Annotated in this window: 12 protein-coding genes; 6 read left to right on the top strand and 6 right to left on the bottom strand. The window is 74.0% G+C overall.

Features of this window, described 5'->3' with window-relative positions:
• Positions 1 to 8: 8 nt before the first annotated feature.
• Positions 9 to 962, top strand: coding sequence for a DeoR/GlpR family DNA-binding transcription regulator (locus tag FHS37_RS06785; protein WP_184818124.1), 954 nt, complete (start codon positions 9 to 11; stop codon positions 960 to 962).
• A gap of 294 nt (positions 963 to 1,256) precedes the next feature.
• On the opposite strand, the gene FHS37_RS06780 is transcribed toward FHS37_RS06785, so the two are convergent.
• Entirely contained in the window at positions 1,257 to 3,032 is a 1,776-nt protein-coding gene (locus FHS37_RS06780; protein ID WP_184818123.1) for an acetyl/propionyl/methylcrotonyl-CoA carboxylase subunit alpha, read from the bottom strand.
• Between the two features lie 395 nt (positions 3,033 to 3,427).
• On the opposite strand from FHS37_RS06780, the gene FHS37_RS06775 reads away from it, so the two are divergent.
• Positions 3,428 to 3,922, top strand: a complete 495-nt coding sequence (locus FHS37_RS06775; protein WP_229890326.1) for a hypothetical protein — start codon at positions 3,428 to 3,430, stop codon at positions 3,920 to 3,922.
• On the opposite strand, the gene FHS37_RS06770 is transcribed toward FHS37_RS06775, so the two are convergent.
• The 4 genes from FHS37_RS06770 to FHS37_RS06760 form a co-directional block, all read right to left on the bottom strand.
• The gene (locus FHS37_RS06770; protein WP_184818122.1) at positions 3,891 to 4,511 is read right to left on the bottom strand and encodes a Maf family protein; all 621 of its coding nucleotides are present in this window, start codon (positions 4,509 to 4,511) and stop codon (positions 3,891 to 3,893) included. The two genes, FHS37_RS06775 and FHS37_RS06770, sit on opposite strands and share 32 nt — an antisense overlap.
• A 31-nt stretch (positions 4,512 to 4,542) precedes the next feature.
• Positions 4,543 to 4,671: a morphogenic membrane protein MmpB gene (gene mmpB / locus FHS37_RS40440; RefSeq protein ID WP_268254628.1), complete on the bottom strand. Its 129-nt coding sequence runs from the start codon at positions 4,669 to 4,671 to the stop codon at positions 4,543 to 4,545.
• A 91-nt stretch (positions 4,672 to 4,762) separates the two neighbouring features.
• The gene (locus tag FHS37_RS06765; protein WP_184818121.1) at positions 4,763 to 4,975 is read right to left on the bottom strand and encodes an acyl-CoA carboxylase epsilon subunit; all 213 of its coding nucleotides are present in this window, start codon (positions 4,973 to 4,975) and stop codon (positions 4,763 to 4,765) included.
• A gap of 28 nt (positions 4,976 to 5,003) precedes the next feature.
• Positions 5,004 to 6,593 (bottom strand): acyl-CoA carboxylase subunit beta, encoded by a 1,590-nt coding sequence (locus tag FHS37_RS06760; protein ID WP_184818120.1) that lies wholly within the window; start codon positions 6,591 to 6,593, stop codon positions 5,004 to 5,006.
• 110 nt (positions 6,594 to 6,703) lie between these two features.
• On the opposite strand from FHS37_RS06760, the gene FHS37_RS06755 reads away from it, so the two are divergent.
• Positions 6,704 to 7,570: a biotin--[acetyl-CoA-carboxylase] ligase gene (locus FHS37_RS06755; RefSeq protein ID WP_184818119.1), complete on the top strand. Its 867-nt coding sequence runs from the start codon at positions 6,704 to 6,706 to the stop codon at positions 7,568 to 7,570.
• Between the two features lie 561 nt (positions 7,571 to 8,131).
• Complete coding sequence (locus FHS37_RS06750) at positions 8,132 to 9,292, top strand: adenylate/guanylate cyclase domain-containing protein (RefSeq protein ID WP_184818118.1); 1,161 nt, start codon at positions 8,132 to 8,134, stop codon at positions 9,290 to 9,292.
• Between the two features lie 10 nt (positions 9,293 to 9,302).
• On the opposite strand, the gene FHS37_RS06745 is transcribed toward FHS37_RS06750, so the two are convergent.
• Entirely contained in the window at positions 9,303 to 9,914 is a 612-nt protein-coding gene (locus FHS37_RS06745) for a hypothetical protein (RefSeq protein WP_184818117.1), read from the bottom strand.
• A 214-nt stretch (positions 9,915 to 10,128) separates the two neighbouring features.
• On the opposite strand from FHS37_RS06745, the gene FHS37_RS06740 reads away from it, so the two are divergent.
• Together FHS37_RS06740 and FHS37_RS06735 are read left to right on the top strand one after the other, a co-directional pair.
• Positions 10,129 to 10,929 carry an enoyl-CoA hydratase/isomerase family protein gene (locus FHS37_RS06740; RefSeq protein ID WP_184818116.1) on the top strand — a complete coding sequence of 267 codons (801 nt, stop codon included), beginning with the start codon at positions 10,129 to 10,131 and terminating at the stop codon, positions 10,927 to 10,929.
• Between the two features lie 98 nt (positions 10,930 to 11,027).
• Positions 11,028 to 12,176, top strand: a complete 1,149-nt coding sequence (locus FHS37_RS06735) for a GGDEF domain-containing protein (RefSeq protein ID WP_184818115.1) — start codon at positions 11,028 to 11,030, stop codon at positions 12,174 to 12,176.
• The last annotated feature ends 6 nt before the right edge of the window (positions 12,177 to 12,182 follow it).

Raw genomic sequence — 12,182 nt, 5'->3', positions numbered from 1 at the left:
TCAGTTTCGTGTTCGCTGCAGAACGTCGCCAATTGATCCTCGAAATGGTGCGAGCGAACGGGGCCGTGTCGCTCCGTGAGCTCGCCCGCGTCGTCCAGACCTCCGAAGTGACCGTACGGCGGGACGTGCGCGCGCTGGAGGCAGAAGGACTCCTCGACCGCCGGCACGGCGGTGCGGTACTGCCGGGCGGGTTCACGCGAGAGTCCGGTTTTCCGCAGAAGTCACATCTCGCGACCGCCGAGAAGACCGCCATCGCCGACCTCGCCGCGAACTTCGTGGAGGAGGGCGAGGCCATCGTGGTCGGCGCGGGCACCACCACGCAGGAGCTGGCGCGCCGGCTGGCCCGGGTGCCGGGTCTGACCGTCGTCACCAACTCCCTGCTGGTCGCCCAGGCCCTGGCCCACGCCAACCGGGTGGAGGTCGTGATGACCGGCGGCACGCTCCGCGGCTCGAACTACGCCCTCGTCGGCAGCGGTGCCGAACAGTCCCTCCAGGGGCTGCGGGTGTCCCGGGCCTTCCTCTCCGGGAGCGGCCTGACCGCCGAGCGGGGCCTCTCCACGTCCAACATGCTCTCGGCCTCGGTCGACCGGGCCCTGGTGCAGGCCGCGGCCGAGGTGGTGGTCCTCGCCGACCACACCAAGCTCGGCACGGACACCATGTTCCAGACCGTGCCCACGGACCTCATCACCCGTCTCGTGACGGACGAGCCGCCCGCCCACGACGACCGCGCGGCCACCGAGCTCCAGGCGCTCGCCGACCAGGGCGTGCAGATCGCCGTCGCCGGGGCGCCGGGGGGTTCCGCGGGCGCGGGGGCCGACGGCCCTCCGACGGGCCGACAGCGCCGTGACGTGCCCCTCCCCGGGCCGCGCCGCCAGGGTCCGGGGCTCCGCCCGGCCGTGGGTCTGGGAGCCTCCGAGCAGCCCCAGGAGCGGGCCCGGGTGGCGGACCTGCGCAGGCGGTGAGGGCGGGGCGGCGCGGGGCGGCCCGATCCGGGCCGACCACGACGTAGGCCGTCCCGGCCTCCTTCGCCAGGAGGGCCACGGCCACGGGTACGGCGGCCGGGGCGAGGACCGGCGGCCGGTCACTCCCGCGATCACCGTCCAGCCGGGTCGCGCGGCCTCCGCGGCCCGCCGGACCGCGTCGTCGTGCGCGCCGCCGCTCACCGCCGCGTCGTACGGGTGCCGACGGGCCCGCACGCGAAGGGCGCCCGGCGGATCCTCGACCGGTCCGCCGGGCGCCCCGTCACGCCGTACCGCTCAGTCCTTGATCTCGCAGATCGCCGCACCGGACGTCACCGACGCGCCGACCTCCGCGCTCAGGCCCTTGATGGTGCCGGACTTGTGGGCGTTGAGGGGCTGCTCCATCTTCATGGCCTCCAGGACGACGACCAGGTCGCCCTCCTTGACCTCCTGGCCCTCCTCCACGGCGATCTTGACGATCGTGCCCTGCATCGGGGAGGCGAGGGTGTCGCCCGAGGCGACGGGGCCGGACTTCTTCGCCGCCCGCCGCTTCGGCTTCGCGCCCGCCGCCAGGCCCGTGCGGGCCAGGGACATGCCGAGCGAGGCCGGGAGGGACACCTCCAGGCGCTTGCCGCCGACCTCGACGACGACCGTCTCGCGGCCCGTCTCCTCGTCGGCCTCCGCGGTGTCGGCGGGGGCGGCGAAGGGCTTGATCTCGTTGACGAACTCGGTCTCGATCCAGCGGGTGTGCACCGTGAACGGATCGGCCGAACCGGTGAGCTCGGGAGCGAACGCCGGGTCCTTCACCACCACGCGGTGGAACGGGATGGCCGTGGCCATGCCCTCGACCTGGAACTCCTCCAGCGCACGGGAGGCGCGCTCCAGCGCCTCCTTGCGGGTGCGGCCGGTGACGATCAGCTTGGCCAGCAGGGAGTCCCAGGCCGGGCCGATCACGCTGCCCGACTCCACGCCCGCGTCCAGGCGCACGCCCGGGCCCGACGGCGGGGCGAACGTGGTGACCGTGCCGGGGGCCGGGAGGAAGTTGCGGCCCGGGTCCTCGCCGTTGATGCGGAACTCGAAGGAGTGGCCGCGCAGCGGCGGGTCGTCGTAGCCGAGCTCCTCGCCGTCGGCGATGCGGAACATCTCGCGCACCAGGTCGATGCCGGAGACCTCCTCGGTGACCGGGTGCTCCACCTGCAGGCGGGTGTTGACCTCCAGGAAGGAGATCGTGCCGTCCAGGCCGACCAGGAACTCCACCGTGCCGGCGCCGACGTAGCCGGCCTCCTTCAGGATCGCCTTGGAGGCGCGGTACAGCTCGGCCACCTGCGCCTCGGACAGGAACGGCGCCGGGGCCTCCTCGACCAGCTTCTGGTGGCGGCGCTGCAGGGAGCAGTCACGGGTGGAGACGACGACCACGTTGCCGTGCTGGTCGGCGAGGCACTGGGTCTCGACGTGGCGGGGCTTGTCGAGGTAGCGCTCGACGAAGCACTCGCCGCGGCCGAAGGCGGCCACCGCCTCGCGCACCGCGGAGTCGTACAGCTCGGGGACCTCCTCCAGCGTGCGGGCGACCTTCAGGCCGCGCCCGCCGCCGCCGAACGCGGCCTTGATCGCGATCGGCAGGCCGTGCTCCTCGGCGAAGGCGACGACCTCCTCGGCGCCGCTCACCGGATCGGGCGTACCGGCCACCAGCGGGGCACCGGCGCGCTGGGCGATGTGCCGGGCGGCGACCTTGTCGCCCAGGTCGCGGATGGCCTGCGGCGGCGGGCCGATCCAGATCAGACCGGCGTCCAGCACCGCCTGCGCGAACTCGGCGTTCTCGGAGAGGAAGCCGTAGCCCGGGTGGATCGCGTCCGCGCCCGACTCGCGGGCGGCCTTCAGCACCTTCTCGATGTCGAGATAGCTGGTGGCCGGGGTGTCACCGCCCAGGGCGAACGCCTCATCCGCGGCGCGGACATGCAGAGCGTCCCGGTCCGGGTCCGCGTAGACGGCCACGCTCGCGATCCCGGCGTCCCGGCAGGCCCGGGCCACGCGGACAGCGATTTCGCCACGGTTGGCGATGAGCACCTTGCGCACGATTGAGGCTCCCTCCTTGAAACAAGCCGAGTTTAGGGACTGCCGACACGGCACTTCGACCCGTCCCCAATGGTGAGCTTGCCCACACGGAGCGTGATGCGAGGCGCGCTCGACCCGCGAAATCCCTTGTCGCACCGTGGCACGCGGGACTCCTCCCGGAAACCCTAGCCGTCCTGTGTGGTCAAGGTCTCTGTGAGGGCGTGCTGCGGCCCACTCCGTTTCTTTGTGGAATCCCTACGAATGGCCCAATGATTCTTTGCCCTCCGCGGAACCCTCGTACCGACCTCTACCCTCCCCCGGGCTCTTAACGAACAGGGGACATCCCCATGTAGCCTTCGCGTCGAACCGAACGTACTCGGGGTAACCACAGTCGTGCTCGGGAGTGGGTGAGGCCGGTGGTGCGCAGACCGGTGGCGTGGGTCCTGGCGCTCGTGCTGTTCGCGGAGGCGTTCGGCGTGGCGGCCCTGAACTGGTTCCTGGGCGTCGTCGTCGACCGGCAGGACATGTCGCTGGCCGGCCTCGACCCGCACGTGATGTCGGTGTCCTCGAAGATCGGCGGGATCGTCCTCGGGCTCTACTTCGCGCTGTGCGGCCTGGTGGCCCTGCTGGTCGCCGTGCGCGACCGGGCGCCGGCCGGCCTCGGCCGGGCGCTGCTGATCAGCGTCGCGGTGGTGCACGCGCTGCTGGGCGCGGTCACGTGGGGGCCGGCCGGTCCGGGCGCGTTCCTGTTCATGGTGGGGGCGCTGGGTCTCGTCGTGCTGCTGCTGGTGACGTACGACCGGCGCCCGGAGGAGTCCGCCGGACCCGCCGACGCCGCCCCGGGCGCCGGGGGCGGCCCCGGTGGGCCCGGCTCCCCGCTCACGCCCCCCGCGTCGCCCACAGCTCCGTGATGCCCACGCCCAGCTCGGCCAGCAGGCGGCGCACCAGCGGCAGGCTGATGCCGATGACGTTGCCGTGGTCGCCGTCGATGCCGTCGATGAACGGGGCCGAGCGGCCGTCCAGGGTGAACGCCCCGGCGACGTGGAGGGGCTCGCCGGAGGCCACGTAGGCGGCGATCTCCTCGTCGGTGGGGTCGCCGAAGCGGACGACGGTGGAGGCGGTGGCGGAGGCGTAACGGCCGCTGAGGGTGTCGTAGACGCAGTGGCCGGTCTGGAGCGTGCCCGCGCGGCCCCGCATGGCCTTCCAGCGCGCGGTGGCCTCCTCGGTGTCCGCGGGCTTGCCGAGGGCCTGGCCGTCCAGTTCGAGGACCGAGTCGCAGCCGATCACCAGCGCGCCCTTGACCTCGGGTTTCGCGGCGACGACGGATGCCTTGGCCTCGGCCAGGGCGAGCGCCAGCTCGGCGGGCGTGGGGGCGGAGACGGCGTCCTCGTCGACCCCGCTGACGATCACCTCGGGGTCCAGTCCGGCCTGGCGGAGCAGTCCGAGCCGGGCGGGGGACTGGGAGGCGAGCACGAGTCGGCGGCGCGGCTGATCTGTCATGCGATCAGCGTATCGACGTCGCCCGGATGCCTCACCTCACACCGATGACGAGCATCGCGAGGACCATGGCCGACGCCACGAGAACGCCCAGCCGCCGCAGCATCACCTGCATGTCCCGCAGCTCTTTCGGCGGCTCGTTCTCGGGGTCGGACCACAGCATGCCCTCCATCGTCCGGTCCCCGCCCGAGCGGGCGCCTGAGTACGCGTACTCAACTTCCCGCCCGACCGGGGTCCGGTGCGGGGGCCGTGCGCTACGAACCCGGCCAGTACGTCCGCGACCACGCCGTCGGCCCCGGCTGGGGCAGGCGGCTCGCCGCGATGCGGGACGGGTCGGACCAGGAGTCGCGGGGGACGGGCGCGCCGGACGGCGGGGCGGACGCCGCCGCGGCGCGGGCGCGGACCACCGCCAGTGCGGCGGCCAGCTCCTCCGGGGTCGGGTTGCCCCGGAGAACCTTGATCGTCATGGTGTCTCCCATCGATCGGCGGGGCGGGTTACAGGGGGATGTTGCCGTGCTTCTTCGGAGGCAGTGATTCCCGCTTGGTGCGCAGCTGACGCAGGCCGCGGACGATGTGCCGGCGGGTGTCGGACGGCATGATCACCGCGTCGACGTAGCCGCGCTCGGCCGCGACGTAGGGGTTGAGGAGGGCGTCCTCGTACTCCTGCATCAGCCGGGCGCGGGTCGCCTCCGGATCATCCGATTCGGCGATGGTGCGGCGGTGCAGGATGTTGACGGCGCCCTGCGCGCCCATCACCGCGATCTGCGCGGTCGGCCAGGCGAGGTTGAGGTCGGCGCCCAGGTGCTTGGAGCCCATGACGTCGTAGGCGCCGCCGAAGGCCTTGCGGGTGATGACGGTGATCAGCGGGACGGTGGCCTCGGCGTAGGCGTAGATCAGCTTGGCGCCGCGGCGGATGATGCCGTCGTGCTCCTGGTCCACGCCGGGCAGGAAGCCGGGGACGTCCACGAAGGTGATGACCGGGACGTTGAAGGCGTCGCAGGTGCGCACGAAGCGGGCGGCCTTCTCGGAGGCCGTGATGTCCAGGCAGCCGGCGAACTGCATCGGCTGGTTGGCGACGATGCCGACGGGGCGGCCCTCGACGCGGCCGAAGCCGGTGAGGATGTTCGGCGCGAACAGCGGCTGGGTCTCGAAGAACTCGGCGTCGTCGAGGACGTGCTCGATGACGGTGTGCATGTCGTAGGGCTGGTTCGCCGAGTCCGGGACGATGCCGTCCAGCTCGCGGTCCTCGTCGGTGACCGTGAGGTCGGCCTCCTCCGGGAACGCCGGGGGCTCGGAGAGGTTGTTGGACGGCAGGTAGGACAGCAGCTGCTTGACGTACTCGATCGCGTCCTTCTCGTCCCCGGCCATGTGGTGGGCCACGCCCGAGGTGGAGTTGTGGGTGCGGGCGCCGCCCAGCTCCTCGAAGCCGACGTCCTCGCCGGTGACCGTCTTGATGACGTCCGGACCGGTGATGAACATGTGCGACGTCTGGTCGACCATGACCGTGAAGTCGGTGATCGCGGGGGAGTACACCGCACCGCCCGCGCACGGGCCGACCACCAGGCTGATCTGCGGGATCACGCCGGAGGCGTGGGTGTTGCGGCGGAAGATCTCGCCGTAGGCGCCGAGGGAGGCCACGCCCTCCTGGATGCGGGCGCCGCCGGAGTCGTTGATGCCGATGACCGGGCAGCCGGTCTTCAGCGCGAAGTCCATCACCTTGACGATCTTCTGGCCGTAGACCTCGCCCAGCGCCCCGCCGAAGACCGTGAAGTCCTGGGAGAAGACGGCGACCGGGCGGCCGTCGACGGTGCCGTAGCCGGTGACGACGCCGTCGCCGTAGGGGCGGTTGGCGTCGAGGCCGAAGTTGGTGGAGCGGTGCCGGGCGAACTCGTCCAGTTCGACGAAGGAACCCTCGTCGAGCAGGAGGTCGATCCGCTCACGGGCCGTCAGCTTGCCCTTGGCGTGCTGCTTTTCGACGGCGCGTGCGGAGCCGGCGTGCGTCGCCTCTTCGATGCGACGCCGCAGATCCGCGAGCTTGCCCGCGGTCGTGTGGATGTCAGGCTGCTGCTCTTCCGGCTCGGACATCGGGATGCGGCTCCCTGCCTGCTCAAAAGGGGGGACGGTTACTCATCCGTAGCGTAGTGGGGGGTCCCGTCATCGGCAGTGCGGCGTTCAACACACCTAGTGTGGGTTGCATGACGCCGCGAGATGCATCAGAGCCGTTCGGAAATCGTTGGTCGGACCTGGACCGGCCGCCTCTCAACGAGGGCGCGCTGCGGCGGGGGTTGGTGCGGGAGGGGTCTCTGTGGTCCCAGGTGGACGTGGTGCAGCGGACCGGGTCGACCAATTCCGACCTGGTGGCACGGGCGGCCGGGGGGCGGGCGGGGGAGGGGGCCGTGCTCGTCGCCGAGGAGCAGACCGCCGGGCGGGGGCGGCTGGACCGGCAGTGGTCGGCGCCGGCCCGGTCGGGGCTGTTCTTCTCCGTGCTGCTCACGCCCCGTGAGGTGCCGGTGGCGCGGTGGGGGTGGCTGCCCCTGCTGACGGGGGTCGCGGTGGCGACGGGGCTGTCGCGGGCGGCGGGGGTGGACACGGCGCTGAAGTGGCCCAACGACGTGCTGGTGACGGTGGGGGGAGAGGAGCGGAAGGCCGGGGGGATCCTCGCGGAGGGGGCGGGGAGCGGCGGGGTGGTCATCGGGGTCGGGATCAACGTGAGCCTGCGGGCCGACGAGCTGCCGGTGCCGACTGCGGGGTCGCTGGCGCTGGCGGGGGCGGTGAGCACGGACCGGGATCCGCTGCTGCGGGGGATGCTGCGGGCGCTGGAGGAGTGGTACGGGCGGTGGCGGGCGGCCGGGGGCGATCCCGCGGAGTGCGGTCTGCAGGAGACGTACGCGGCGGGGTGCGCGACGCTCGGGCGGACGGTGCGGGCGGAGCTGCCGGGGGAGCGGTCGGTGGTGGGGGAGGCGGTCGCCGTGGACGGGGACGGGCGGCTGGTGCTCGCCACGGAGGCGGGGGTGCAGGAGCCGGTGGGGGCGGGGGACATCGTGCACTTGCGCTCCGCTTGAGCGGGTGGGTCGGCGGGGCCGCTGGTTCGGGTTCGGGCGGGGGCGCCTGCGGCGCTGGTTCGGGTTCGGGGGCGGGTGCCTGCGGCTCGGGTGCGGCTCCGGTGGGGGTGCGTGTTCGAGGCCTGCGGCGCGGCCGCGGCTCCGGTGGGGGTGCGCGTGGCGCCTGCGGTGCGTCGTGGGCCGGGGCCGCGCCGGGGGGGTCCGTCCCCGGTCCGGCGCGGGACCGGTGACTCGACGGGGTGCCGGTGCCGACGCGCCGGCCGCTGCGGGCGGACACCCCGCCCCGTCCCCTCCCCGCCGTGCGCGGGTGCCGACCGCCCACCGCCGCCTTCGCGTGCCGCTCCACCGCGGGCTGCCGTTCCACCGCGGGCATTCGTGCCGCCCGGGGCCGGTGCGGGCGCAGCGCCGCCCCGGGCACCAGGACAGCGCCGGCGCCGGGTGCGCGGGGAGCGCCGCTCACCTCACCCCTGGCCCAACCGAACGGAGTGAGCTGGCGCACACCTGCCGTAGAGTTGAGGCCGGTCGATCCATGGCCGTGGCAGATCGGAAGGGCAGCAACGCGTGACCGTCGACGACTCGGGTTCCGGTACGGACGCGCAGGGCCGGGTGGAGCCTCCCCCACTCTCGGCTTCGTTCGAGCGGGGGGACCCCCACCCCGCCGACACCGGCGAGGATCCGCTCGCTCTGCGCCTCGAACAGCTCATCCTGGGCGCCGAGCGCCGGTACACGCCCTTCCAGGCGGCCCGCAGTGCCGGCGTCACCATGGAGCTGGCCACGCGGTTCTGGCGCGCCATGGGCTTCGCCGACGTGGGGCAGGCCAAGGCGCTCACGGAGGCGGACGTACTGGCGCTGCGCCGGCTGGCCGGTCTGGTGGAGGCGGGGCTGCTGAGCGAGGCCATGGCGGTGCAGGTGGCGCGGTCCACCGGGCAGACCACCGCGCGGCTGGCCGAGTGGCAGATCGATTCGTTCCTGGAGGGCCTGACCGAGCCGCCCGAGCCGGGGATGACCCGGACCGAGGTGACGTATCCGATCGTCGAGCTGCTCCTGCCCGAGCTGGAGGAGTTCCTGGTGTACGTCTGGCGGCGTCAGCTCGCCGCCTCGGCCGGGCGAGTGGTGCAGGGGGCCGACGACGAGGAGATGGTGGACCGGCGGCTCGCCGTCGCGTTCGCGGACCTCGTGGGGTTCACGCGGCTCACCCGGCGGATGGAGGAGGAGGAGCTCGGCGAGCTCGTCGAGGCCTTCGAGACCACCGCCGCCGACCTGGTGGCGGCGCGCGGCGGGCGGCTCATCAAGACGCTGGGCGACGAGGTGCTGTACGTCGCGGACGACGCGGGTACGGCCGCGGAGATCGCCGTGCGGCTGATCGAGACCATGGCGAACGACGAGACGATGCCGGAGCTGCGGGTCGGCATGGCGTTCGGCACCGTGACCACCCGGATGGGCGATGTCTTCGGGACCACGGTCAACCTGGCGTCCCGGCTCACGTCCATAGCCCCCCGGGACGCCGTGCTGGTCGACACCGCCTTCGCCGAGGAAGTGATCCGCACCGGTGACGCCCCCGCCTCCGAGGCGGCGGCGGCCGAGGCGGTGGCCGCGGCGGAGAAGGAGGGCGAGGAGCCGCCGGCGTACCGGTTCGCACTGCAGCCGATGTGGCAGCGGCCGGTGCGTGGTCTCGGCGTGGTGGAGCCCTGGCTGCTCACGCGCCGGAACGGGACCCCCTGAACGGGACCCCCTAGTCCGCACCGCCGACGCACAGGCCGATGACCGGTATGCACAGGCCGGGGTCGGGGGGCGGCTCGCTCGGCCGGTTCGGTGGTGGTTCCGGGGGCGCGGGCGGGGGTGTCCGGGTGCGGGGCGGGTCCGGTGGCGGAGGAGTGGTCGGGTCCGGTGCCCGGGTCGTCGGTTCCGGGGGCGGGACGGCCGACGGAGCGGCCGGGGCGGAGGCGGCCGGGGAACGCGCCGGGGCGGAGGACGTCGGTGTGCCCGGGGTGAGCGGGGACGCGTTCTGGCCGCCCAGGGCGGTGGGGGAGGAGGGGCCGGTCCCGGGGGTGGAGGCCGGTCTGCGCGCGGGGGCCGGTGTGCTCGGCGTGTCGTCCGTGGCGGTGGGGACCGTGGTGGTGGCCGCGCTCGGGCGCGGGGCGGCCTCCGCGCCGATGTCCTCGCCGCCCGGAGCGGAGACCAGGCGGACGAGGCCGAGGGCGCCCGCGGTCAGGGCCAGGCCGCCGGCGGCCAGCAGGACCTTGTGGGGGCGGGGCTTGCGGTGACGGCCCCGGACACGCGAGCCGGTGCGCTCCGGTGACGCGTCGGGTCGTGGTGCGGGCGGTGTCGGCGTGTTCGGTGTCATCGCGGTCCCTCCCCTGCGGACGCGCCCCCGACGCGCCGCGGTGGGGCGCACGCTATGCGCTCCTGTGGGGGAGGGACGCGGGAGTCGGCCGGATGTCACTCGAACGGGTGGGCGGGGGGTGGCGGGGGAACCGGGCGTGCGCCCTTTTCCGGGTGGGCGTCGTGCTGCGATGATCGGGGCGAGCGATGTTAACCCGCGTTAACCGGAGGGTGTCATGAGTGAGGAACGGTTCGGGGAGTTCGTGCTGGTGCGCCGGCACGGGCAGGGGCATGTCGCGGAGCTCGTCCTCGACCGGCCGAAGGCCATGAACGCCGTGTCGACCGGGATGGCCCGGTCGATCGCCGGCGCCTGTGCGGCGCTGGGGGAGGACCGCGGGGTCCGGGCGGTGGTGCTGACCTCGTCGCACGAGCGGGCGTTCTGCGTGGGGGCCGATCTGAAGGAGCGCAATTCCTTCAGCGACGCCGACCTGGTGCGTCAGCGCCCCGTGGCGCGCGGGGCGTACACCGGGGTGCTCGAACTGCCGGTGCCCACGATCGCGGCGGTGCACGGGTTCGCCCTGGGCGGTGGTTTCGAGCTGGCCCTGTCGTGCGATGTGATCGTGGCCGACCGTACGGCCGTGGTGGGGCTGCCCGAGGTGTCCGTCGGGGTGATCCCGGGCGGTGGCGGGACGCAGCTGCTGCCCCGGCGGGTGGGTGCGGCGCGCGCCGCCGAGCTGATCTTCACGGCGCGGCGGGTGGAGGCCGCCGAGGCCCGGGAGCTGGGGCTCGTCGACCAGCTGGTGGAGGAGGGGCGGGACCGGGAGGAGGCCCTGGCCATGGCCTCCCGGATCGCCGCGAACTCCCCGGTGGGGCTGCGGGCGGCCAAGCGGGCGCTGCGCCTCGGGCACGGGCTGGACCTGTCCGCCGGTCTCGAGGTCGAGGACGCGGCCTGGCGGTCGGTGGCGTTCTCGGGCGACCGCGCGGAGGGGGTCGCCGCCTTCAACGAGAAGCGCAGGCCGGACTGGCCGGGGGAGTAGCGGGGCCCGTTCCGGTCCGGCGGTCCGCCTCGTTGTGGTTGGTGCCCGTTCGCTCCGTTGATGTCCCGGTTCGTCCGGAACCTCCTTAGCCTGGAGGAATGGGTGAGGACAGCCGGCTGGCGGCCGTGGTGGCGCTGGCCCAGGGCATGGCCGCCGCACAGAGTTCGCGGGAGGCCTGGCGGGCGGCGGCGAGCGGCGCCTGCCGGGCGCTGGACGGGAGCTTCGCCGCGCTGTCGGTGTGGGAGCGGGAGCTCGGCCGGCTGCGGGTCCTGGTGAACGTCGGGGAGCTGGCCGAGGGGGAGGAGGAGTTCCCGGACGACGAGTCCTATCCGGTGCACCAGTTCGCCGAGATCACCGAGTTCCTGCACGAGCGGTGGGCCGGCGGCGGTGAGCCCGATGCCTGGGTGGAGACGGCCGAGGGGCCGGCGGCGGGGCGGCCGGGGTACCACCACCAGCGGGTCGCGGCGCTGCGGCGGCGCGGGCGGGGCTGCTGCGTGGTCGCTCCGATCGTGCTGCACGGGCGGGCGTGGGGGGAGCTGTACGTGGCCCGGCCGGCGCGCGTGCCCGTCTTCGGGCGGGGCGACGCCGACTTCGCCACCGTTCTGGCCGCCGTCGTCGCCGCCGGGATCGCGCAGACCGAGCGGCTGGAGGAGGCCCGCCGACTGGCGTACACGGACGAGCTGACCGGGCTGGCCAACCGCCGGGCCGTGGACGCGCGGCTCGACGAGGCGATCGAGCGGCACCGCCGGGACGGGGCCGTCGTCAGCCTCGTGGTGTGCGACCTCAACGGGCTGAAGCGGGTCAACGACACCCTCGGACACGCGGTCGGGGACCGGCTGCTGGAGCGGTTCGGGACCGTCCTGTCGCTGTGCGGGGCCATGCTGCCGGGGGCCCTGGCGGCGCGGCTCGGGGGGGACGAGTTCTGTCTGCTGTCCGTGGGGCCGCCCGCCGACGAGGTCGTCAAGGCGGCCGACGAGGTGTGCCGCCGGGCCGTCGAGCTGGGGATCGGTGACGGCGTCGCCTGCGGGGTGGCGTCCACCGCGGACCCCGTCGGGCCGGTGGGCTCCGCCCGGCGGCTGTTCCGGCTGGCCGACGCGGCGCAGTACCGGGCCAAGGCCGACCGGGCCGCTCACCCCGTCGTCGCCGGACGGGAGGGGCCCGACGATCCCGTCGTACGGCTCGCGGACGAGCCGTCGCGGGTGGCGGACGGGGAGCGGCGCCGGTTCCGGGGACGGCACTCGCCGTAGGGCGTT

Origin of the sequence: Streptomyces griseomycini, from assembly GCF_014203535.1 — a bacterium.
Classification (GTDB): Bacteria; Actinomycetota; Actinomycetes; order Streptomycetales; family Streptomycetaceae; genus Streptomyces; species Streptomyces griseomycini.
The sequence above is the reverse complement of the archived record's forward strand: the minus strand, read 5'-3'. Positions and strand labels throughout refer to the sequence as shown.

What these genes read in the sequence shown, in the direction of transcription:
- mmpB (WP_268254628.1), bottom strand. Translation starts at nt 4,671, where the DNA reads ATGCTGTGGTCCGACCCCGAGAACGAGCCGCCGAAAGAGCTGCGGGAC.
- FHS37_RS06770 (WP_184818122.1), bottom strand. Translation starts at nt 4,511, where the DNA reads ATGACAGATCAGCCGCGCCGCCGACTCGTGCTCGCCTCCCAGTCCCCC.
- FHS37_RS06760 (WP_184818120.1), bottom strand. Translation starts at nt 6,593, where the DNA reads ATGTCCGAGCCGGAAGAGCAGCAGCCTGACATCCACACGACCGCGGGC.
- FHS37_RS06755 (WP_184818119.1), top strand. Translation starts at nt 6,704, where the DNA reads ATGACGCCGCGAGATGCATCAGAGCCGTTCGGAAATCGTTGGTCGGAC.
- FHS37_RS06765 (WP_184818121.1), bottom strand. Translation starts at nt 4,975, where the DNA reads ATGACGATCAAGGTTCTCCGGGGCAACCCGACCCCGGAGGAGCTGGCC.
- FHS37_RS06735 (WP_184818115.1), top strand. Translation starts at nt 11,028, where the DNA reads ATGGGTGAGGACAGCCGGCTGGCGGCCGTGGTGGCGCTGGCCCAGGGC.
- FHS37_RS06745 (WP_184818117.1), bottom strand. Translation starts at nt 9,914, where the DNA reads ATGACACCGAACACGCCGACACCGCCCGCACCACGACCCGACGCGTCA.
- FHS37_RS06740 (WP_184818116.1), top strand. Translation starts at nt 10,129, where the DNA reads ATGAGTGAGGAACGGTTCGGGGAGTTCGTGCTGGTGCGCCGGCACGGG.